Below are 19650 nucleotides of genomic sequence, written 5' to 3'. Positions count from 1 at the left end.
TTGCTACTGAACCGAGGCGGTACCCACCATGACCTACTCGTTTACCGAGAAGAAGCGCATCCGTAAGGATTTCGGCAAGCGTCCGCCCGTGCTGGGCGTGCCCAACCTGCTGACGATCCAGACCGACTCGTACAAGGAATTCCTGCAGGAGCAGGTCAGCTCCAAGCAGCGTGAGGAGAAGGGTCTCCACGCCGCGCTGAAGTCGGTGTTCCCGATTTCGAGCTACTCCGGCAACGCCGCCCTCGAATACGTCGACTATCGCCTCGGCGAGCCGGCGTTCGACGAACGTGAATGCCGCAACCGCGGCATGACCTTCGGCGCGCCACTGCGTACCACCGTGCGCCTGGTCATCTATGACAAGGACAGCCCGGCGTCGAAGAAGGCCGTGAAGTACGTGAAGGAGCAGGAGGTCTACATGGGCGAGATTCCGCTCATGACCGACACCGGCACCTTCATCATCAACGGCACCGAGCGCGTCATCGTCTCGCAGCTGCACCGTTCGCCGGGCGTGTTCTTCGATCACGACCGTGGCAAGACGCACAGCTCGGGCAAGCTCCTGTTCTCGGCCCGCGTGATTCCTTACCGTGGTTCGTGGCTCGATTTCGAGTTCGACCCGAAGGACGCGCTGTTCACCCGTATCGATCGTCGCCGCAAGTTGCCGGTGACGGTGCTGCTGCGCGCGCTCGGTTACAACAACGAAGAGATCCTCTCGATCTTCTTCGAGCACAACACGTTCCACCTGGGCAAGAAGGGCGGCGTCACGCTCGACCTCGTCGCCGAGCGCCTGCGCGGTGAAACCCTCTCGTTCGATCTCGTGATCGACGGCAAGGTGCTGGTCGAAGCCGGCAAGCGCATCACTGCGCGCCACGTTCGCCAGCTCGCCAGCGAGAAGATCACCACGCTCGAAGTGCCGGACGACTACCCGGTCGGCCGCATCGTGGCCGTCGACATGGTCGACAAGGACACCGGCGAGATCATCGCCGCGGCGAACGACGAGCTCACGCTCGACCACCTCGAGAAGTTCCGCAAGGGCGGTATCGAGACGGTGCCGACGCTGTACGTGAACGATCTCGATCGTGGTGCGTACATCTCGAACACGCTGCGCATCGACAACACGCGCACGCAGCTCGAGGCCCTGGTCGAAATCTACCGGATGATGCGTCCGGGCGAGCCGCCGACCAAGGATGCCGCGCAGAACCTGTTCTTCAACCTGTTCTTCACCTTCGACCGCTACGACCTCTCGGGCGTCGGCCGCATGAAGTTCAACCGCCGCGTCGGCCGCAAGGACGTCGTCGGTCCGGGCGTGCTGTACGACCACAAGTACTTCAGCGAGCGCAAGGAAGAAGAGTCGCAGCGTCTGGTCGCCGAGCAGGGCGAGACGTCGGACATCCTCGACGTGCTGCGCGTGCTCATCGACATCCGTAACGGTATCGGAACGGTCGACGATATCGACCATCTCGGTAACCGTCGCGTGCGTTCGGTCGGCGAAATGGCGGAGAACACCTTCCGCATCGGTCTCGTCCGCGTCGAGCGCGCGGTTCGCGAGCGTCTGTCGCTGGCTGAATCCGAAGGCCTGACCCCGCAGGAACTGATCAACGCCAAGCCGGTTGCGGCAGCGGTGAAGGAGTTCTTCGGTTCGTCGCAGCTCTCGCAGTTCATGGATCAGAACAACCCGCTGTCCGAAGTCACCCACAAGCGCCGCGTGTCGGCTCTTGGACCAGGCGGTCTGACCCGTGAGCGCGCCGGCTTCGAAGTGCGCGACGTGCACCCGACCCATTACGGTCGCGTCTGCACCATCGAAACGCCGGAAGGCCCGAACATCGGCCTGATCAACTCGCTGGCCGTGTACGCCCGCACCAACTCCTACGGCTTCCTCGAGACGCCGTACCGCAAGGTCGAAAGCGGCAAGGTCACCGACAAGGTCGATTACCTCTCCGCGATCGAAGAGGGTGACCACGTGATCGCGCAGGCGAACTCGCCCCTGACGAAGGAAGGCAAGTTCATCGAAGACTTCGTCTCCTGCCGCTTCCGCGGTGAGTCGGAGCTGCGTCCGTCGGCCGAGATCAACTACATGGACGTCTCGCCGATGCAGACCGTGTCGGTCGCAGCGGCGCTCGTGCCCTTCCTCGAGCACGACGATGCGAACCGCGCCCTCATGGGTGCGAACATGCAGCGTCAGGCCGTCCCGACGCTGCGCAGCCAGAAGCCGCTCGTCGGCACGGGCATCGAGCGCGCCGTGGCGCGCGACTCGGGCGTGACCGTGTCCGCCAAGCGCGGCGGTGTCATCGACCAGGTCGATGCCGCCCGTATCGTGGTGCGCGCGAACGAGTCGGAAGTGGACGAGAACGACGCCGGCGTCGATATCTACACGCTGACCAAGTACACCCGTTCCAACCAGAACACCAACCTCAACCAGCGTCCGCTGGTGAATGTCGGTGACGTGGTGGCAGTGGGCGACACCCTGGCGGACGGTTCCTCGACCGACCTCGGTGAGCTCGCGCTCGGCCAGAACATGCTCGTCGCGTTCATGCCGTGGAATGGCTACAACTTCGAAGACTCGATCCTCATCTCCGAGCGCGTGGTCCAGGAAGATCGTTACACCTCGATCCACATCGAGGAAATGACCTGCATCGCCCGTGACACCAAGCTCGGCGCTGAAGAAATCACCGCGGATATCCCGAACGTCGGCGAGCAGGCCCTGGCCCGTCTCGACGAGTCCGGCATCGTCTACATCGGTGCGGAAGTGAAGGCTGGCGACATCCTCGTGGGCAAGGTCACGCCGAAGGGCGAGAGCCAGCTCACGCCGGAAGAAAAGCTCCTCCGCGCCATCTTCGGCGAGAAGGCCTCGGACGTTAAGGACAGCTCGCTGCGCGTGCCCCCGGGCATGGACGGCAATGTCATCGACGTGCAGGTCTTCACCCGCGACGGCATCGAGAAGGACAAGCGCGCCAAGCAGATCGAAGAGACCGAACTGAAGCGTATCCGCAAGGATCTCGACGACCAGTTCCGCATCCTCGAAGGCGCGATCTACGCCCGTATGCGTTCGCAGCTCGTCGGCAAGTCCGCGATGAGCGGCCCGGGTGGCCTCAAGCGCGGCACCGTCATCGACGACGCCTACCTCGATACGCTCAAGAAAGACGACTGGTTCAAGATCAACGTCAAGGAAGAGGAAGTCTCGGAGTTCCTCGAGCGCGCGGCCGACCAGGTCAAGCGTCATCGCGAGGCCTTCGACAAGCGCTTCAAGGAGAAGCAGGGCAAGATCACCCAGGGCGACGACCTCGCACCGGGCGTGCTCAAGATGGTCAAGGTCTACCTGGCTGTTAAGCGCCGCATCCAGCCGGGCGACAAGATGGCCGGCCGTCACGGTAACAAGGGTGTCGTGTCGATGATCGTTCCGGTCGAGGACATGCCGTTCTCCGCCGACGGTCGTCCGGTCGACATCTGCCTGAACCCGCTGGGCGTGCCTTCGCGTATGAACATCGGTCAGATTCTCGAGGTTCACCTGGGCTGGGCCGCCAAGGGCCTGGGCCACAAGATCTCGGCCATGATCGAAGCCAACGAGAAGCCGGCCAAGCTGCGCGAGTTCCTCGACGAGATCTACAACCACGGCAATGCCGGTGCGGAAGGTGCGGTGCGCCACGTCGACCTCAAGTCGATGACGGACGCCGAGATCATCCAGCTGGCGGATAACCTGCGTGACGGCGTGCCCATGGCAACGCCGGTGTTCGACGGTGCCGAAGAGTCCGAGATCAAGCACATGCTGAAGCTCGCCGATCTGCCGGAATCCGGCCAGACCATGCTCTACGACGGCCGTACCGGCGAGGCGTTCGATCGCCCGGTCACCGTGGGCTACATGCACATGCTGAAGCTGAACCATCTCGTCGACGACAAGATGCACGCGCGTTCGACGGGTCCGTACTCGCTCGTTACCCAGCAGCCGCTGGGCGGCAAGGCGCAGTTCGGCGGTCAGCGCTTCGGCGAAATGGAAGTCTGGGCGCTGGAAGCTTACGGCGCGGCGTATACGCTGCAGGAAATGCTCACTGTCAAGTCCGACGATGTGCAGGGCCGCAACCAGATGTACAAGAACATTGTCGACGGCAACCACGAAATGGCGGCAGGCATGCCGGAATCCTTCAACGTGCTCGTGAAGGAAATCCGCTCGCTCGCCATCGATATCGAGTTGGAAGAGATCAAGTGATCGTCGCGGCTACCGGAGATTACGCATGAAAGACCTGCTCAATCTGTTCAACCAGCAGCGACAGACGCTGGACTTCGACGCGATCAAGATCGCCCTGGCTTCGCCGGAGCTGATCCGGTCGTGGTCGTACGGTGAAGTCAAGAAGCCGGAAACCATCAACTACCGCACGTTCAAGCCTGAGCGTGACGGTCTGTTCTGCGCGGCCATTTTTGGTCCGATCAAGGACTACGAGTGCCTGTGCGGCAAGTACAAGCGCATGAAGCACCGTGGCGTGGTCTGCGAAAAGTGCGGCACCGAGGTCACCCTGGCCAAGGTCCGTCGCGAGCGCATGGGCCACATCGAGCTGGCCAGCCCGACCGCGCACATCTGGTTCCTGAAGTCGCTGCCTTCGCGCATCGGCCTCATGCTGGATATGACGCTGCGTGACATCGAGCGCATCCTGTACTTCGAAGCGTTCGTCGTGATCGATCCAGGCCTGACCGCGCTCGAGCGCGGCCAGCTGCTCAGCGAAGACCAGTACCTGGAAGCGACCGAAGAGCACGGTGACGAGTTCGACGCCCGCATGGGTGCCGAGGCCGTCTACGAGCTGCTGAAGAGCCTCGACCTGCCGGGCGAAGTCATTCGCCTGAAGGAAGAGATCACGTCGACCAACTCCGAGACCAAGCTGAAGCGCCTCACCAAGCGCGTGAAGCTGATCGAGGCGTTCCTCGAGTCTGGCAACAAGCCGGAATGGATGGTCATGACCGTCCTTCCCGTGCTGCCGCCGGACCTGCGTCCGCTCGTGCCGCTGGACGGCGGTCGCTTCGCGACCTCCGACCTCAACGACCTGTACCGCCGCGTCATCAACCGTAACAACCGCCTGAAGCGCCTGCTCGAACTCGCTGCGCCGGACATCATCGTCCGCAACGAGAAGCGCATGCTGCAGGAATCGGTCGATGCGCTGCTCGACAACGGCCGTCGCGGTCGTGCCATCACCGGCACGAACAAGCGCGCGCTGAAGTCGCTGGCTGACATGATCAAGGGCAAGCAGGGTCGCTTCCGCCAGAACCTGCTCGGCAAGCGCGTCGACTACTCGGGCCGTTCGGTCATCGTGGTCGGCCCGACGCTGCGCCTGCACCAGTGCGGCCTGCCGAAGAAGATGGCGCTTGAGCTGTTCAAGCCCTTCATCTTCGCCAAGCTGCAGGCTCGTGGTGAAGCCACGACCATCAAGGCCGCGAAGAAGCTCGTCGAGCGCGAAGAGGCCCAGGTGTGGGACATCCTGGAAGACGTGATCCGCGAACATCCGGTCATGCTCAACCGTGCCCCGACCCTGCATCGCCTGGGTATCCAGGCGTTCGAGCCGGTCCTCATCGAAGGTAAGGCGATCCAGCTGCATCCGCTCGTGTGTACGGCATTCAACGCCGACTTCGACGGTGACCAGATGGCCGTCCACGTGCCGCTGTCGATCGAGGCACAGCTCGAAGCCCGCGCCCTGATGATGTCGTCGAACAACATCCTGTCGCCGGCCAACGGCGAGCCGATCATCGTGCCGTCGCAGGACGTCGTGCTCGGCCTGTACTACATGACGCGCGAGCTGATCAACGTGAAGGGCGCCGGCATGGTGTTCGCGAACGTCGCCGAAGTGCGTCGTGCGTACGATAACCGCGCCGTCGAGCTGCACGCCAAGGTCAAGGTCCGCATCCACATCACCGAGCAGGACGAAGAGGGTGCAACCTCCTCGCGTACCGCCATCGTCGATACGACGGTCGGCCGTGCCCTGCTGATGGAAATCATCCCGGAGGGCCTGCCGTTCGCGCTGGTCAATACCGAGCTGACCAAGAAGAACATCTCGCGCCTGATCAACCAGAGCTACCGTCTGCTCGGCCTGAAGGAATCGGTGGTGTTCGCCGACAAGCTGATGTACACCGGCTTCCGTTTCGCGACGCGCGCCGGTATCTCCATCGGTATCGACGACATGAAGATCCCGGCTGAGAAGAAGGGCATCCTCGAGGAAGCCGAGAAGGAAGTCGTCGAGATCCAGGAGCAGTACCAGTCGGGTCTCGTGACCGCCGGCGAACGCTACAACAAGGTCGTCGACATCTGGTCCCGTACCAACGAACTCGTCGCCAAGGCGATGATCGACGGTATCGGTACCGAGAAGGTGCAGGACGCCGACGGCAAGACGGTCAACCAGAAGTCCATGAACTCGCTGTACATCATGGCGGACTCCGGCGCGCGTGGTAGCGCGGCGCAGATTCGTCAGCTGGCGGGTATGCGTGGCCTGATGGCTCGCCCGGACGGCTCGATCATCGAGACGCCCATCAAGGCGAACTTCCGTGAAGGCCTGAACGTGCTGCAGTACTTCAACTCCACCCACGGTGCCCGTAAGGGTCTCGCGGATACGGCGCTGAAGACCGCGAACTCCGGTTACCTCACCCGTCGTCTCGTCGACGTGGCGCAGGACGTCGTCATCACCGAGCACGATTGCGGCACGGAAGACGGCGTCATGATGTCCCCGATCGTCGAAGGCGGTGACGTGGTCGAGCCGTTGCGCGAGCGCGTGCTCGGTCGCGTCGTGGTCGAGGACGTCTACGCCCCCGGCGACGACGACCAGGCCATCGTGACCCGCGACACCCTGCTCGACGAGTACCTGGTCGACAAGCTCGACAAGGCCAGCGTGCAGCTGATCAAGGTGCGTTCGCCGATCACCTGCCGCGCCAGCCATGGCGTGTGCGCCCTGTGCTACGGCCGCGATCTTGCTCGCGGTCACCTGGTCAACATGGGTGAGGCCGTGGGTGTGGTCGCCGCTCAGTCGATCGGTGAGCCGGGTACCCAGCTCACGATGCGCACGTTCCACATCGGTGGTGCGGCGTCCCGTGCGGCGGCAGTGGATAACGTCACGATCCGTACGACCGGTGCGCTGAAGTTCAACAACCTGAAGTCGGTCGAGCACAGCCAGGGTCACCTGGTCGCCGTCTCGCGTTCGGGCGAAGTCAGCGTCATCGACTCGAACGGTCGCGAGCGCGAGCGTTACAAGGTGCCTTACGGCGCGACCATCGCGGTGAAGGATGGCGACCCGGTCAAGTCCGGCCAGACCGTGGCCAACTGGGATCCGCATACCCATCCGATCGTCACGGAAGTGGCGGGCGTGGTGCGCTTCATCGACTTCATCGATGGCATCACCGTCCAGTCGCAGACCGACGAACTGACCGGCCTCGAGTCGGCGGTAGTCACCGATCCGAAGCGTCGTGGTACGCAGGCCAAGGATCTGCGCCCGATCGTCCGCCTGGAAGACAGCAAGGGCCGTGAGCTCAAGCTGCCGGGTACGGACATCGCGGCCCAGTACTTCCTGCCGGCCGGCGCGATCGTGTCGATCCAGAACGGTACCGAAGTGGGCGTGGGTGACGTCGTCGCCCGTATCCCGCAGGAAACCTCGAAGACCCGCGACATCACCGGTGGTCTGCCGCGCGTTGCCGATCTGTTCGAAGCCCGCAAGCCGAAGGAGCCGGCGATCCTCGCGGAGCGCTCGGGTATCGTCAGCTTCGGCAAGGACACCAAGGGCAAGCAGCGTCTGATCATCAAGGATGTGGACGGCAACGAGCACGAGGAGCTGATTCCCAAGTGGCGTCAGGTCATCGTGTTCGAAGGCGAGCACGTGGAGAAGGGCGAAACCGTCGTCGACGGCGAGCCGAATCCGCACGATATCCTGCGTTTGCTGGGTGTCGAGCCGCTGGCCTCGTACCTGGTCAAGGAAATCCAGGACGTCTACCGCCTGCAGGGCGTGAAGATCAACGACAAGCACATCGAAGCGATCATTCGCCAGATGCTGCGCAAGGTCGAGATCACCGAGGCGGGTGACAGCACCTACCTGCGCGGTGAGCAGATCGAGCGGGTCCGGATCAACGAGGAAAACGATCGCGCCGAAAAGCGGGGCGAGCGTCGGGCCGGGTTCGAGTCGATCCTGCTGGGTATCACCAAGGCGTCGCTGGCCACCGAATCGTTCATTTCGGCGGCTTCGTTCCAGGAAACCACCCGCGTCCTCACGGAAGCGGCGGTTCGTGGCACCCGCGACACGTTGCGTGGCCTTAAGGAAAATGTTATTGTTGGACGGCTAATCCCTGCGGGTACGGGTCTGGCATACCACGCCTCGCGTCGTAGCCAGGGCGGTCTGACGGCCTCGGAGCTCGAAACCCTCTCGGGTTCGACCCCGGTCGTCACGTTCGAAGAGGCCTCCGCCGGGTCCAACGATAGCGCCGAGTAAGGCCCGATCCGGGTTTTGCTTGTACATACGAAATGAGGCGCAAGGATGCGCCTCGTGTTCGGAATCACGGACGATGGGTGCCAACCCCGCTTAGCGGGAGGCACACGTCAACAACGCTTATCTGGCGGGCCGATCATTCGGTCTGCCTTTATGTTTCTCAGGAATAGCTTCGCATGACGACAGTCAACCAGTTGGTTCGCAAAGCCCGCAGCCCGAAGGCGTACAAGAGCGCGTCGCCGGCCCTGCAGAGCAGCCCGCAGCGTCGCGGCGTCTGCACGCGCGTTTACACGACCACCCCGAAGAAGCCGAACTCGGCGCTGCGTAAGGTTGCCAAGGTGCGCCTCACCAACGGTTTCGAAGTCATCAGCTACATCGGTGGCGAAGGTCATAATCTCCAGGAGCACTCGGTGGTCCTGATCCGTGGCGGTCGCGTCAAGGATCTCCCGGGTGTGCGTTACCACACGGTTCGCGGCAGTCTCGACTGCGCCGGCGTGACCAAGCGTCGCAAGTCGCGCTCGAAGTACGGCGCCAAGCGCCCGAAGAGCTGAGCAAAGGACAAGAATTATGTCGCGTAAAGGTTCCCATCCCGCCCGTGTGGTCCTCCCGGACCCGAAGCACGGAAGCCAGCTGATTGCCCGCTTCATCAATATGGTGATGAAGTCCGGTAAGAAGTCCGTTGCCGAAGCCATTGTCTACGGCGCCCTCCAGCACATCAGCGAAAAGCATGGTGAGCCGGTGCAGCTCGTCGAGAAGGCCCTGGGCAACATCGCCCCGGCCGTCGAGGTGAAGTCGCGTCGCGTTGGCGGTGCCACGTACCAGGTGCCGGTCGAAGTCCGTCCGGGCCGTCGTATGGCGCTTGCCATGCGTTGGGTGATCGACGCAGCGCGCAAGCGCGGCGAGACGTCCATGCCGCGCAAGCTGGCCGCCGAACTGCTCGAAGCCTCGGAATCCCGCGGCGGCGCCGTCAAGAAGCGCGAAGAAACGCATCGTATGGCAGAGGCCAACAAGGCCTTCTCGCATTACCGCTGGTAATTACTACAGCTTCAGATTGAGGAAAGACCGTGGCACGCACCACTCCCATCGAGCGCTACCGCAACTTCGGCATCATGGCTCACATCGATGCCGGCAAGACCACGACCACGGAGCGCATCCTGTTCTACACCGGTGTCAGTCATAAGATTGGCGAGGTGCATGACGGTGCGGCGACGATGGACTGGATGGAGCAGGAGCAGGAGCGCGGCATTACCATCACTTCCGCTGCCACCACGGCATTCTGGAAGGGCATGGATCGTTCGCTGCCCGAGCACCGCTTCAACATCATCGACACCCCGGGACACGTCGACTTCACCATCGAAGTGGAGCGTTCGCTCCGCGTGCTCGACGGTGCGGTGTTCGTGCTCTGTGCCGTGGGTGGTGTGCAGCCGCAGTCCGAGACCGTCTGGCGTCAGGCCAACCGGTACAAGGTTCCGCGTATCGCGTTCGTCAACAAGATGGACCGCACCGGCGCGAACTTTGACAAGGTCGTTGGCCAGCTGAAGTCCCGCCTTGGCGCCCATCCGGTGCCGATGCAGGTGCCGATCGGTGCCGAAGACAACTTCGACGGCGTCGTCGATCTCCTCAAGATGAAGGCGATCAACTGGGACATGGAATCCCAGGGCATGAAGTTCGAGTACAAGGAAATTCCGGCTGAGCTCCTCGAGCAGTCGCAGAAGGCCCGTACCGAGATGATCGAAGCCGCCGCGGAAGCGTCGGAAGAGTACATGGACAAGTACCTTGGCGGCGAAGAGCTGACCGAGCTGGAGATCATCGAAGGTCTGCGTCTGCGCACCCTGCGCAGCGAGATCATTCCGGTCCTCTGCGGCACGGCGTTCAAGAACAAGGGCGTCCAGGCCATGCTCGACGCAGTGGTCAACCTGCTGCCGTCGCCGCTCGATCGTCCGCCGGTCGAAGGTGTCGACGAAGACGAGAAGCCGGACACCCGCGAAGCGAAGGACGATGCTCCGTTCTCGGCACTGGCGTTCAAGATCATGACCGACCCGTTCGTCGGCGCGCTGACGTTCTTCCGTGTCTATTCGGGCACGCTGAACGCCGGTGACCCGGTGTACAACCCGGTCAAGTCGAAGAAAGAGCGCATCGGCCGCATGCTGCAGATGCACGCCAACGAGCGTCACGAACTGAAGGAAGTCCGCGCTGGCGATATCGCCGCAGCGGTCGGCCTCAAGGACGTCACGACCGGTGACACGCTCTGCGCACAGGATCACATCATCACCCTGGAGCGTATGACGTTCCCGGAACCGGTGATCTCGATGGCGGTCGAGCCGAAGACCAAGTCGGACCAGGAAAAGATGGGTGTCGCCCTCGGCCGTCTGGCCGCGGAAGATCCGTCGTTCCGCGTCAAGACGGACGAAGAGTCGGGCCAGACGATCATCTCGGGCATGGGCGAGCTTCACCTGGACATCCTGGTGGACCGCATGCGTCGCGAGTTCAACGTCGAAGCCAACGTCGGCAAGCCGCAGGTGGCTTATCGCGAAACGATTCAGCTGCAGGACGTCAAGTCGGATTACAAGCACGCCAAGCAGTCCGGTGGTAAGGGTCAGTACGGTCACGTCGTGATCGAACTGTCGCCGATCACCGATGCCGATCGTGCCGATCCGAAGCTCACGATCAAGGACGACTTCCTTTTCATCAACGACATCTCTGGTGGCGTGATTCCGAAGGAATTCATTCCCTCGGTCGAAAAGGGCCTGCGCGAGACGATCACGAGCGGTCCGCTCGCGGGCTTCCCGGTCGTCGGTGTGAAGGTGAAGCTCGTCTTCGGTTCGTACCATGACGTCGATTCGTCGGAAATGGCGTTCAAGCTCGCCTCGTCGATGGCGTTCAAGCAGGGCTTCGCGAAGGCCAAGCCGGTACTGCTCGAGCCGATCATGAAGGTCGAAGTTGTGACGCCGCCTGACTACGTCGGTGACGTGATGGGCGATATCTCGCGCCGTCGCGGCATGCTGACCGGTCAGGAAGAAACGCCGTCGGGCAATACGATCAATGCGATGATTCCGCTTGGTGAAATGTTCGGTTACGCGACTACGATTCGCTCGCTGTCGCAGGGTCGCGCCACGTTCACGATGGAATTCGACCATTACGATCCGGCGCCCAGCAATGTCGCCGATGAGGTCATGAAGAGGTCCTGATAAGGGCTTCTTCTCTTAAACTTATAACGTTTTTTTTCGAGGTTTCAGGTCATGGCAAAGGGTAAGTTCGAGCGCAAGAAGCCGCACGTCAACGTCGGCACCATCGGTCACGTCGATCACGGCAAGACCACGCTGACGGCAGCACTGACCAAGATCGGTGCCGAGCGTTTTGGCGGTGAATTCAAGGACTACGGTTCGATCGACGCTGCGCCGGAAGAGAAGGCACGCGGCATCACGATCTCGACCGCCCACGTCGAATACGAATCGCCGATGCGCCACTACGGCCACGTCGATTGCCCGGGACATGCTGACTACGTCAAGAACATGATCACCGGTGCGGCGCAGATGGACGGCGCGATCCTGGTGTGCTCGGCCGCTGACGGCCCGATGCCGCAGACCCGCGAGCACATCCTGCTCTCGCGTCAGGTCGGCGTGCCGTACATCGTCGTGTTCCTGAACAAGGCTGACATGGTCGACGACGCCGAGCTGCTCGAGCTGGTCGAGATGGAAGTGCGCGAACTGCTGTCGAAGTACGAGTTCCCGGGCGACGACACCCCGATCATCCACGGTTCGGCCCGCCTTGCTCTTGATGGCGACCAGTCCGAGATCGGCGTGCCGTCGATCGTCAAGCTGGTCGACGCACTCGACAGCTGGATCCCGGAGCCGGTGCGCGTGATCGACAAGCCGTTCCTGCTGCCGGTGGAAGACGTGTTCTCCATCTCCGGTCGCGGTACGGTGCTGACCGGTCGCGTCGAGCGCGGTATCGTCAAGGTCGGTGATGCGGCTGAAGTGGTTGGCCTGAAGGACACCCAGCAGACCACGGTCACGGGTGTGGAAATGTTCCGCAAGCTGCTCGACCAGGGTCAGGCCGGTGACAACGTCGGCGTGCTGGTCCGCGGTCTGAAGCGTGAAGACGTCGAGCGCGGCCAGGTGCTGGCAGCTCCGAAGTCGGTCACGCCGCACACCGAGTTCGAGGGTGAGGTGTACATCCTGTCGAAGGACGAGGGTGGCCGTCACACGCCGTTCTTCAGCAACTATCGTCCGCAGTTCTACTTCCGTACCACGGACGTGACCGGTTCGATCAAGCTGCCGGAAGGCGTCGAGATGGTGATGCCGGGCGACAACGTGAAGATCAACGTCACGCTGGGCTTCCCGATCGCCATGGACGAAGGCCTGCGTTTCGCGATCCGTGAAGGCGGTCGTACCGTCGGCGCCGGCGTCGTGGCGAAGATCAACAAGTAAGAACGATCGCCAAGGGCAGGGTGACCTGCCCGGGTATCGAAAACGGAGGCCTTCGGGCCTTCGTTTTTTTTTGGTTCTTTGTGGGAGCCGGCTTTGCCGGCGATGGGGGCAGCGACCTGGCTATCGCCGCTGAAGCGGCTCCCACATGTCGTTTTCGTCGATGAATCGGCTCCTACGCGTACATATGAAAAAAGGACTTCCTTTTTTCTTTCTGATCAGATATATTCGTCGGGTTATATCGGTCGAGTGCCTTCTGAAGGTGCCGACACACAGCGAAATGAGGTGCACGGAATGTGCTTCGAGTTCGCAGGCAAGGATGCCGGATAGAGTGCCAACGGGCCACGGGGCGGAAGCTCTGTTGACCCAATTCGTTGTGTATTCTATACTTTTCTGTCTGGGCAGGCCGATAACTCGGTCTGCCTGACTTTTTCGGGTCATTCCGGGCGGTTTTACCGTTCCAGGGTGGCCCGTTGCGGCACCCGTAGTTAGGTAAATGGGTTGTGCGGGGTGGCGAGAAGCCATTCCGAATCACAAGAACGTTCTTTCGATAACAGGACACGGTTTTTATGGCGAACCAAAAGATTCGCATTCGGCTCAAGGCGTTCGATCATCGTCTGATCGATCGTTCGGCCAGCGAGATCGTCGAGACGGCCAAGCGCACCGGCGCTACGGTCCTCGGCCCGATCCCCCTGCCGACCAAGATTGAGCGCTACACCATTCTGGTGTCGCCGCACGTCGATAAAGATGCCCGCGACCAGTACGAAACCCGTACTCACAAGCGCGTTCTTGACATCATCGACCCCAACGACAAAACCGTGGACGCGCTCATGAAGCTCGATCTTGCGGCTGGCGTTGACGTGCAGATCAAGCTCGGCTGAGCGGAATAAAGGATACGAAGATGAGTATCGGACTAGTTGGCCGCAAATGCGGCATGAGCCGGCTCTTCACCGAAGACGGCCGCTCGATTCCGGTGACGCTGATTGAAGCGACCCCGAATCGTGTGACGCAGGTGAAGACCGAAGAAAACGACGGCTACAGCGCGGTGCAGGTTACGACCGGCGTCAAGCGCGCGTCGCTGCTGACGGCCCCCGCAAAGGGTCACTACGCCAAGGCCAAGGTTGAGCCGGGTCGCGGCCTGTGGGAATTCCGCGTGTCCGCGGAAGACGCAGGCAAGTACGCGATCGGCACCGAGATCAAGGCTGACGACGTGTTCACCGTCGGTCAGACGGTCGACGTCGCAGGCGTGTCGAAGGGTAAGGGTTTCCAGGGCACCATCAAGCGTCACCATTTCAAGATGGGCGATGCTACTCACGGTAACTCGCTGTCGCATCGCGCCCCTGGCTCGATCGGTCAGCGCCAGACGCCGGGTCGCGTGTTTCCTGGTAAAAAGATGTCGGGCCACATGGGCGCGGTCAATCGCACCCAGCAGGGTCTCGAAGTTGTCAAGGTCGACGCCGAGCGCCACCTGATCGCAGTCAAGGGCGCAGTCCCTGGCGCGCCGGGCGGTGACGTCGTGATTCGTCCGACGACCAAGGGCTGAGGAGAGACGCCATGGAACTCAACGTTATTGGCGCCAAGGCGCTCACCGTGTCGGACGAAGTGTTCGGCGGCGAGTACAAGAAGGCCCTCGTGCACCAGGTTGTCACCGCCTATCAGGCGGCTGGCCGTGCCGGTACGAAGGCTCAGCTGTCTCGCGGTCAGATGTCCGGTACGACCAAGAAGTTCAAGAAGCAGAAGGGCGGCGGCGCTCGCCACGGCGATTACCGCGCTCCGATCTTTGTCGGTGGTGGTAGGACGTTCGCAGCGAAGCCGCGTAGCTTCGAGCAGAAGGTCAACCGCAAGGCTTATCGTGTGGCGATCCGTTCGATCGTTGCCGAGCTGACCCGTCAGGGTCGCCTGAAGGTTGTCCCCGAGCTGTCGATCGAAGCCCCGAGCACCAAGGGCATGATCGCCAAGCTGGCCCAGCTCGAAGTCAAGGGTCGTGTGCTGCTGGTGTCGGAAGATGCCACCGAAGCGCTCTACCTGTCCGCTCGCAATATTCCGTACATCCACGTCGTCGACGTTCTGGCCCTGAATCCGGTCAGCCTCGTCGGTAGCGACTTCGTCGTCATGACGGTGGACGCGGTCAAGAAAGTCGAGGAGTGGCTCGCATGAGCACTGAACGCACGCTCAATACGCTTCGCGCGCCGCACATCTCTGAGAAGTCGGCTCGCCTTGCTGAGAACAACCAGTACGTTTTCGTCGTGGCGCCTGAAGCGACCAAGGCCGATGTCCGTGCAGCGGTGGAACACCTCTTCGACGTCAAAGTCGTGGACGTGAACCTCGTCAACACAAAGGGCAAGGTCAAGTCGTTCCGCTTTCGCACTGGCAACCGCCAGGGCAAGCGCAAAGCCTACGTGCGCCTCGCCGACGGTCACACGATCGACGTGTCGGCCAAGGCCTGAGCCAGGAGTTGAATTGAGATGGCACTGATCACTCACAAGCCGACCTCCCCGGGACGCCGCGACGCTGTCAGCGTGCGGACCGAAGGTCTGCACAAGGGCGCACCTTACGCGCCCCTGACCGAATCGCAGTCGAAGACGGGTGGCCGCAACCACTACGGTCGCATCACCACGCGTCATCGCGGCGGCGGTCATAAGCAGGCATACCGCATCATCGATTTCAAGCGCGACAAGGAAGGCATTGCCGCCGTTGTCGAGCGTCTTGAATACGACCCGAACCGCACCGCGCACATCGCGCTGCTGTGCTACGCCGATGGCGAGCGCCGCTACATCATCGCGCCGAAGGGCGTGGCGGTGGGTGACCGTCTCGTGTCGGGCTCCGACTCCCCGATCAAGCCGGGCAACTGCCTGCCGCTTCGTTCGATCCCGGTCGGTTCGACGATCCACTGCATCGAGATGAAGCCGGGCAAGGGTGCGCAGATTGCGCGTTCCGCCGGTGCGTCGGTCCAGCTGGTCGCTCGTGAGCAGGGTTATGCAACGCTGCGTCTTCGCTCCGGCGAAATGCGTCGCGTCCCGGTTGAATGCCGCGCCACCATTGGTGAAGTCGGCAACTCGGAGCACAGCCTGCGCAAGCTCGGCAAGGCCGGTAAGAAGCGCTGGGCGGGTATCCGTCCGACGGTTCGCGGCGTGGTGATGAACCCGGTCGACCATCCGCATGGCGGTGGTGAAGGCAAGACCTCTGGCGGCCGTCACCCGGTCAGCCCGTGGGGTACCCCGACCAAGGGTTACAAGACGCGTAACAACAAGCGCACCCAGCAGTTCATCGTGCGTCGTCGCAAGTAATTAGGAAACGATCATGCCGCGCTCTCTAAAAAAAGGTCCGTTTGTCGACCTGCACCTCGTGAAAAAGGTGGAAGCCGCCGTTTCCGCCAATAACAAGCGTCCGATCAAGACCTGGTCGCGTCGTTCGATGATCCTGCCGGAGATGGTCGGTCTGACCATCGCCATCCACAACGGCCGCCAGCACGTGCCTGTGTTGATCAACGAGAACATGGTCGGGCATAAGCTCGGCGAGTTCGCGGTGACCCGCACGTACAAGGGCCACGCCGGCGACAAGAAGGGCAAGTGATGAGCACTGAAGCCAAAGCGATCCTGCGCAGCGCCCGCATTTCGGCGCAGAAGGCACGCCTGGTGGCTGACCTGGTCCGCGGTATGCCCGTGGGCCGAGCCAGCGACGTGCTCGCCTTTACCAACAAGAAGGCCGCTCACCTTGTTCGCAAGGTGCTGCTCTCCGCCGTCGCCAACGCCGAAAACAATCTCGGCGCCGACGTGGACGAGCTGAAGGTCGTCCGTATCTTCGTAGACGAAGGTCCGGCGATGAAGCGTATGTACGCCCGCGCCAAAGGCCGCGGTTCGCGCATCCTGAAGCGCACCAGCCACGTTACTGTGGTTGTTGGCAACTGACTGGGGTAAGACACGATGGGTCATAAAGTACATCCCACCGGTATCCGCCTCGGCATTGCCAAGGATTGGAACTCGAAGTGGTACGCCAATAAGGGCGAATATGCGGTCTATCTCGCAGCTGACCTCAAGGTCCGCGAGATGCTCCGCAAGAAGCTCGCCGCTGCCGGTATCTCGAAGATCCAGATCGAGCGTCCGGCCAAGACCGCCCGCGTGACGATTCACACCGCCCGTCCGGGCGTGGTGATCGGCAAGAAGGGCGAGGACATCGAGAAGCTGCGTAAGGAAGTCACCGACATGATGGGCGTTCCGACGCACATCAACGTCAGCGAAGTCCGTAAGCCGGAGCTCGACGCCCAGCTTGTAGCCGAGTCGATTGCTCAGCAGCTCGAGCGTCGCATCATGTTCCGCCGCGCCATGAAGCGCTCGGTCGGTAACGCGATGCGCCTCGGTGCCCTGGGCATCAAGATCAACGTCTCCGGCCGTCTGAATGGCGCCGAGATCGCCCGCTCCGAGTGGTCCCGTGAAGGTCGCGTTCCGCTGCACACCCTGCGTGCGGACATCGACTACGGCACCGCCGAAGCCAAGACCCAGTACGGCATCATCGGTGTCAAGGTATGGGTCTATAAGGGCGAGATCTTCGATCTGGCAGCAGCTACCGCCGAGTCGAAGGAAGAACAGCAGCCTCAGCAGTCGCGTCGCGATGGTGGTGAAAACCGCCGCGAGCGGACGGCCAAGTAAGGAGTGTTGCCATGTTGCAACCTAAGCGTACCAAGTACCGCAAGATGCATAAGGGTCGTAATGACGGCCTTGCATTCAACTCCAACCTCGTGAGCTTCGGCGAGTACGGCCTCAAGGCGACGACGCACGGTCAGTTGACCGCACGTCAGATCGAAGCGGCCCGTCGTTGCATTACGCGCTTCGTCAAGCGTGGCGGCAAGCTCTGGATCCGCGTGTTCCCGGACAAGCCGATCACCCGTAAGCCCATCGAAGTTCGAATGGGTGCGGGTAAGGGTAGCGTCGAGTTCTGGGTCGCCCCGATCCAGCCTGGCCGCATGCTTTATGAAATCGAAGGTGTCGACGAGACGACGGCACGCGAAGCGTTCCGCCTGGCGGCAGCCAAGCTGTCCGTGCAGACTCAGTTCGTCTCCAGGGCGGTGATGTAATGGCCAGCAAAGATATCAACCAGAAGTCGGCGGACGAGCTCAAGCAGGATCTGCTGGACCTTCGCAAGGAGCAGTTCAATCTGCGCATGCAGAAAGGCTCCGGTCAGCTCACCCAGCCGCACCAGCTGCGCCGCGTTCGGCGTGACATCGCCCGCACGAAGTTCGTGCTCGGCGCTAAGAAGTAAGGACGGCGGACATGAGCGAAATCAAGAAGACCGCGCGTACCCTTACGGGTCGCGTCATCAGCAACAAAATGAACCAGACCGTGACCGTGCTGATCGAGCGCCAGGTGCAGCATTGGCTGCTCGGCAAGATCATCCGTCGCTCCACGAAGCTTCACGCACATGACGAGACCGGTGCGAACGAAGGTGACCTGGTGCGCATCGCGGAATGCCGTCCGCTGTCGAAGACCAAGCATCACCGCGTGGTCGAAATCATCACGCGCGCTGAAGTCTAAGGAGAGCTGCCATGATTCAGGTACAGAGCACGCTTTCCGCAGCTGACAACAGCGGCGCGAAGGAAATGATGTGCATCAAGGTGCTCGGCGGCTCCAAGCGCCGTTACGCCAGCGTTGGTGATGTCATCAAGGTGACCATCAAGGACGCCATTCCTCGCGGTAAGGTCAAGAAGGGCGAGGTTTACAATGCCGTGGTGGTTCGTACCGCCAAGGGTGTTCGCCGCGCCGATGGCTCCGTTATCCGTTTCGACGGTAACGCAGCTGTCCTCCTCAACAATAAGCTCGAGCCGATCGGTACCCGTATTTTCGGGCCGGTCACCCGCGAGCTGCGCACCGAGAAGTTCATGAAGATCGTCTCGCTCGCGCCTGAAGTGCTCTGAGCGGAGGCCAGACATGAACCGTATCCGCAAGGGTGACAACGTCGTAGTCACCACCGGCAAGAACAAGGGACAGCGCGGCGACGTGCTGCGTGTCGACGGAGAGCGCGTTGTCGTCTCGAACGTCAACCTCGTCAAGCGTCACACCAAGCCGAACCCCCAGGCCAACCAGCCTGGCGGTATCGTCGAGCGTGAAGCTTCGATCCATATCTCCAACGTACAGCTCTTCAACTCCGCCACGAACAAGGGCGAGCGCGCTGGCACCAAGACGCTCGAGGACGGGCGCAAAGTGCGCGTGTTCCGTTCTGGCGAAGTCGTCGACGCGTAAGGAACCGAAGTCATGACCCGCCTTGAAACGTTTTACAAAGAGTCGGTAATGTCGAAGCTCACTGAGCGCTTCGGTTACCAGAACGTCATGGAAGTCCCGCGCATCTCGAAGATCACGCTCAACATGGGCGTCGGCGAAGCCGCCGGTAACAAGAAGATCCTCGAGAACGCGGTCGCCGATATGACCAAGATCGCCGGCCAGAAGCCGATCACGACGAAGGCCCGCGTGTCGGTCGCTTCGTTCAAGATCCGTGACGGTTGGCCGATCGGTTGCAAGGTCACGCTGCGTCGTGCCCAGATGTGGGAATTCCTGGATCGCCTGATCAACATCTCGCTGCCGCGTACGCGCGACTTCCGTGGTGTCTCGGGTCGTGCTTTCGATGGCCGTGGTAACTACAACTTCGGCATCAAGGAACAGATCATTTTCCCGGAAATCGACTTCGATCAGGTTGATGCGCTGCGCGGTATGGATATTTCCATCACCACCACCGCCAAGACCGACGAAGAAGCCAAGGCGCTGCTGGAAGCTTTCAGCTTCCCGTTCCGCAACTGATTA

The 19650-nt window shown here is 61.8% G+C and carries 20 protein-coding genes; all 20 read left to right on the top strand.

Annotated elements, in window-relative coordinates; genetic code table 11:
- Nucleotides 1–28: 28 nt before the first annotated feature.
- The 20 genes from rpoB to rplE all read left to right on the top strand — a co-directional run bounded on the left by rpoB (nt 29) and on the right by rplE (nt 19647).
- Complete coding sequence (gene rpoB, locus C8J98_RS08100) at nt 29–4198, top strand: DNA-directed RNA polymerase subunit beta (protein ID WP_063570530.1); 4170 nt, start codon at nt 29–31, stop codon at nt 4196–4198.
- 25 nt (nt 4199–4223) lie between these two features.
- Nucleotides 4224–8438 (top strand): DNA-directed RNA polymerase subunit beta', encoded by a 4215-nt coding sequence (gene rpoC / locus C8J98_RS08095; protein ID WP_107912702.1) that lies wholly within the window; start codon nt 4224–4226, stop codon nt 8436–8438.
- Nucleotides 8439–8611: 173 nt separating this feature from the next.
- Complete coding sequence (gene rpsL / locus C8J98_RS08090) at nt 8612–8986, top strand: 30S ribosomal protein S12 (protein WP_046969520.1); 375 nt, start codon at nt 8612–8614, stop codon at nt 8984–8986.
- A gap of 16 nt (nt 8987–9002) precedes the next feature.
- Nucleotides 9003–9470 carry a 30S ribosomal protein S7 gene (gene rpsG, locus C8J98_RS08085; RefSeq protein ID WP_046969521.1) on the top strand — a complete coding sequence of 156 codons (468 nt, stop codon included), beginning with the start codon at nt 9003–9005 and terminating at the stop codon, nt 9468–9470.
- Nucleotides 9471–9499: 29 nt separating this feature from the next.
- The gene (fusA, locus tag C8J98_RS08080) at nt 9500–11623 is read left to right on the top strand and encodes an elongation factor G (protein ID WP_107912701.1); all 2124 of its coding nucleotides are present in this window, start codon (nt 9500–9502) and stop codon (nt 11621–11623) included.
- A 51-nt stretch (nt 11624–11674) separates the two neighbouring features.
- Entirely contained in the window at nt 11675–12865 is a 1191-nt protein-coding gene (gene tuf / locus C8J98_RS08075) for an elongation factor Tu (RefSeq protein ID WP_107912700.1), read from the top strand.
- A 566-nt stretch (nt 12866–13431) separates the two neighbouring features.
- A complete protein-coding gene (gene rpsJ, locus C8J98_RS08070; RefSeq protein ID WP_036140140.1) occupies nt 13432–13743 on the top strand; it encodes a 30S ribosomal protein S10 in 312 nt (103 codons plus the stop codon).
- A gap of 20 nt (nt 13744–13763) precedes the next feature.
- Nucleotides 13764–14405, top strand: a complete 642-nt coding sequence (gene rplC / locus C8J98_RS08065; RefSeq protein ID WP_107912699.1) for a 50S ribosomal protein L3 — start codon at nt 13764–13766, stop codon at nt 14403–14405.
- A gap of 11 nt (nt 14406–14416) precedes the next feature.
- A complete protein-coding gene (gene rplD / locus C8J98_RS08060; RefSeq protein ID WP_107912698.1) occupies nt 14417–15019 on the top strand; it encodes a 50S ribosomal protein L4 in 603 nt (200 codons plus the stop codon).
- On the top strand, nt 15016–15309 hold the full coding sequence (rplW, locus tag C8J98_RS08055) for a 50S ribosomal protein L23 (protein ID WP_046967254.1): 294 nt from the start codon (nt 15016–15018) through the stop codon (nt 15307–15309). Before rplD ends, rplW begins: the two co-directional genes overlap by 4 nt.
- Nucleotides 15310–15327: 18 nt before the next feature.
- A complete protein-coding gene (gene rplB, locus C8J98_RS08050) occupies nt 15328–16149 on the top strand; it encodes a 50S ribosomal protein L2 (RefSeq protein ID WP_046967253.1) in 822 nt (273 codons plus the stop codon).
- 13 nt (nt 16150–16162) lie between these two features.
- The gene (rpsS, locus tag C8J98_RS08045; protein WP_029213892.1) at nt 16163–16435 is read left to right on the top strand and encodes a 30S ribosomal protein S19; all 273 of its coding nucleotides are present in this window, start codon (nt 16163–16165) and stop codon (nt 16433–16435) included.
- A complete protein-coding gene (gene rplV / locus C8J98_RS08040) occupies nt 16435–16770 on the top strand; it encodes a 50S ribosomal protein L22 (protein ID WP_046967252.1) in 336 nt (111 codons plus the stop codon). Before rpsS ends, rplV begins: the two co-directional genes overlap by 1 nt.
- Nucleotides 16771–16785: 15 nt before the next feature.
- The gene (gene rpsC, locus C8J98_RS08035; protein WP_063570882.1) at nt 16786–17508 is read left to right on the top strand and encodes a 30S ribosomal protein S3; all 723 of its coding nucleotides are present in this window, start codon (nt 16786–16788) and stop codon (nt 17506–17508) included.
- An 11-nt stretch (nt 17509–17519) separates the two neighbouring features.
- Nucleotides 17520–17933: a 50S ribosomal protein L16 gene (rplP, locus tag C8J98_RS08030; RefSeq protein WP_046967250.1), complete on the top strand. Its 414-nt coding sequence runs from the start codon at nt 17520–17522 to the stop codon at nt 17931–17933.
- A complete protein-coding gene (gene rpmC, locus C8J98_RS08025; protein WP_046967249.1) occupies nt 17933–18118 on the top strand; it encodes a 50S ribosomal protein L29 in 186 nt (61 codons plus the stop codon). Before rplP ends, rpmC begins: the two co-directional genes overlap by 1 nt.
- 11 nt (nt 18119–18129) lie before the next feature.
- Nucleotides 18130–18390 (top strand): 30S ribosomal protein S17, encoded by a 261-nt coding sequence (rpsQ, locus tag C8J98_RS08020; protein ID WP_063570883.1) that lies wholly within the window; start codon nt 18130–18132, stop codon nt 18388–18390.
- A gap of 11 nt (nt 18391–18401) precedes the next feature.
- Nucleotides 18402–18770 carry a 50S ribosomal protein L14 gene (gene rplN, locus C8J98_RS08015; RefSeq protein ID WP_063570884.1) on the top strand — a complete coding sequence of 123 codons (369 nt, stop codon included), beginning with the start codon at nt 18402–18404 and terminating at the stop codon, nt 18768–18770.
- 13 nt (nt 18771–18783) lie between these two features.
- Nucleotides 18784–19095 (top strand): 50S ribosomal protein L24, encoded by a 312-nt coding sequence (rplX, locus tag C8J98_RS08010; protein WP_063570885.1) that lies wholly within the window; start codon nt 18784–18786, stop codon nt 19093–19095.
- A gap of 12 nt (nt 19096–19107) precedes the next feature.
- Nucleotides 19108–19647, top strand: a complete 540-nt coding sequence (gene rplE, locus C8J98_RS08005) for a 50S ribosomal protein L5 (protein ID WP_046967245.1) — start codon at nt 19108–19110, stop codon at nt 19645–19647.
- Nucleotides 19648–19650: the final 3 nt, after the last annotated feature.

Origin of the sequence: Luteibacter sp. OK325, from assembly GCF_003050935.1 — a bacterium.
Lineage (GTDB): Bacteria > Pseudomonadota > Gammaproteobacteria > Xanthomonadales > Rhodanobacteraceae > Luteibacter.
Note: the sequence above shows the minus strand (reverse complement) of the source record. Positions and strands in the feature narration are given on the sequence as shown.

What these genes read in the sequence shown, in the direction of transcription:
- rpsC (WP_063570882.1), top strand. Translation starts at nt 16,786, where the DNA reads ATGGGTCATAAAGTACATCCCACCGGTATCCGCCTCGGCATTGCCAAG.
- rplX (WP_063570885.1), top strand. Translation starts at nt 18,784, where the DNA reads ATGAACCGTATCCGCAAGGGTGACAACGTCGTAGTCACCACCGGCAAG.
- rplC (WP_107912699.1), top strand. Translation starts at nt 13,764, where the DNA reads ATGAGTATCGGACTAGTTGGCCGCAAATGCGGCATGAGCCGGCTCTTC.
- rpsJ (WP_036140140.1), top strand. Translation starts at nt 13,432, where the DNA reads ATGGCGAACCAAAAGATTCGCATTCGGCTCAAGGCGTTCGATCATCGT.
- rpsG (WP_046969521.1), top strand. Translation starts at nt 9,003, where the DNA reads ATGTCGCGTAAAGGTTCCCATCCCGCCCGTGTGGTCCTCCCGGACCCG.
- rpsQ (WP_063570883.1), top strand. Translation starts at nt 18,130, where the DNA reads ATGAGCGAAATCAAGAAGACCGCGCGTACCCTTACGGGTCGCGTCATC.
- rplP (WP_046967250.1), top strand. Translation starts at nt 17,520, where the DNA reads ATGTTGCAACCTAAGCGTACCAAGTACCGCAAGATGCATAAGGGTCGT.
- rplB (WP_046967253.1), top strand. Translation starts at nt 15,328, where the DNA reads ATGGCACTGATCACTCACAAGCCGACCTCCCCGGGACGCCGCGACGCT.
- tuf (WP_107912700.1), top strand. Translation starts at nt 11,675, where the DNA reads ATGGCAAAGGGTAAGTTCGAGCGCAAGAAGCCGCACGTCAACGTCGGC.
- rpoB (WP_063570530.1), top strand. Translation starts at nt 29, where the DNA reads ATGACCTACTCGTTTACCGAGAAGAAGCGCATCCGTAAGGATTTCGGC.
- rplE (WP_046967245.1), top strand. Translation starts at nt 19,108, where the DNA reads ATGACCCGCCTTGAAACGTTTTACAAAGAGTCGGTAATGTCGAAGCTC.
- rpoC (WP_107912702.1), top strand. Translation starts at nt 4,224, where the DNA reads ATGAAAGACCTGCTCAATCTGTTCAACCAGCAGCGACAGACGCTGGAC.
- rplV (WP_046967252.1), top strand. Translation starts at nt 16,435, where the DNA reads ATGAGCACTGAAGCCAAAGCGATCCTGCGCAGCGCCCGCATTTCGGCG.
- rpmC (WP_046967249.1), top strand. Translation starts at nt 17,933, where the DNA reads ATGGCCAGCAAAGATATCAACCAGAAGTCGGCGGACGAGCTCAAGCAG.
- rplW (WP_046967254.1), top strand. Translation starts at nt 15,016, where the DNA reads ATGAGCACTGAACGCACGCTCAATACGCTTCGCGCGCCGCACATCTCT.
- rplN (WP_063570884.1), top strand. Translation starts at nt 18,402, where the DNA reads ATGATTCAGGTACAGAGCACGCTTTCCGCAGCTGACAACAGCGGCGCG.
- rpsL (WP_046969520.1), top strand. Translation starts at nt 8,612, where the DNA reads ATGACGACAGTCAACCAGTTGGTTCGCAAAGCCCGCAGCCCGAAGGCG.
- rpsS (WP_029213892.1), top strand. Translation starts at nt 16,163, where the DNA reads ATGCCGCGCTCTCTAAAAAAAGGTCCGTTTGTCGACCTGCACCTCGTG.
- rplD (WP_107912698.1), top strand. Translation starts at nt 14,417, where the DNA reads ATGGAACTCAACGTTATTGGCGCCAAGGCGCTCACCGTGTCGGACGAA.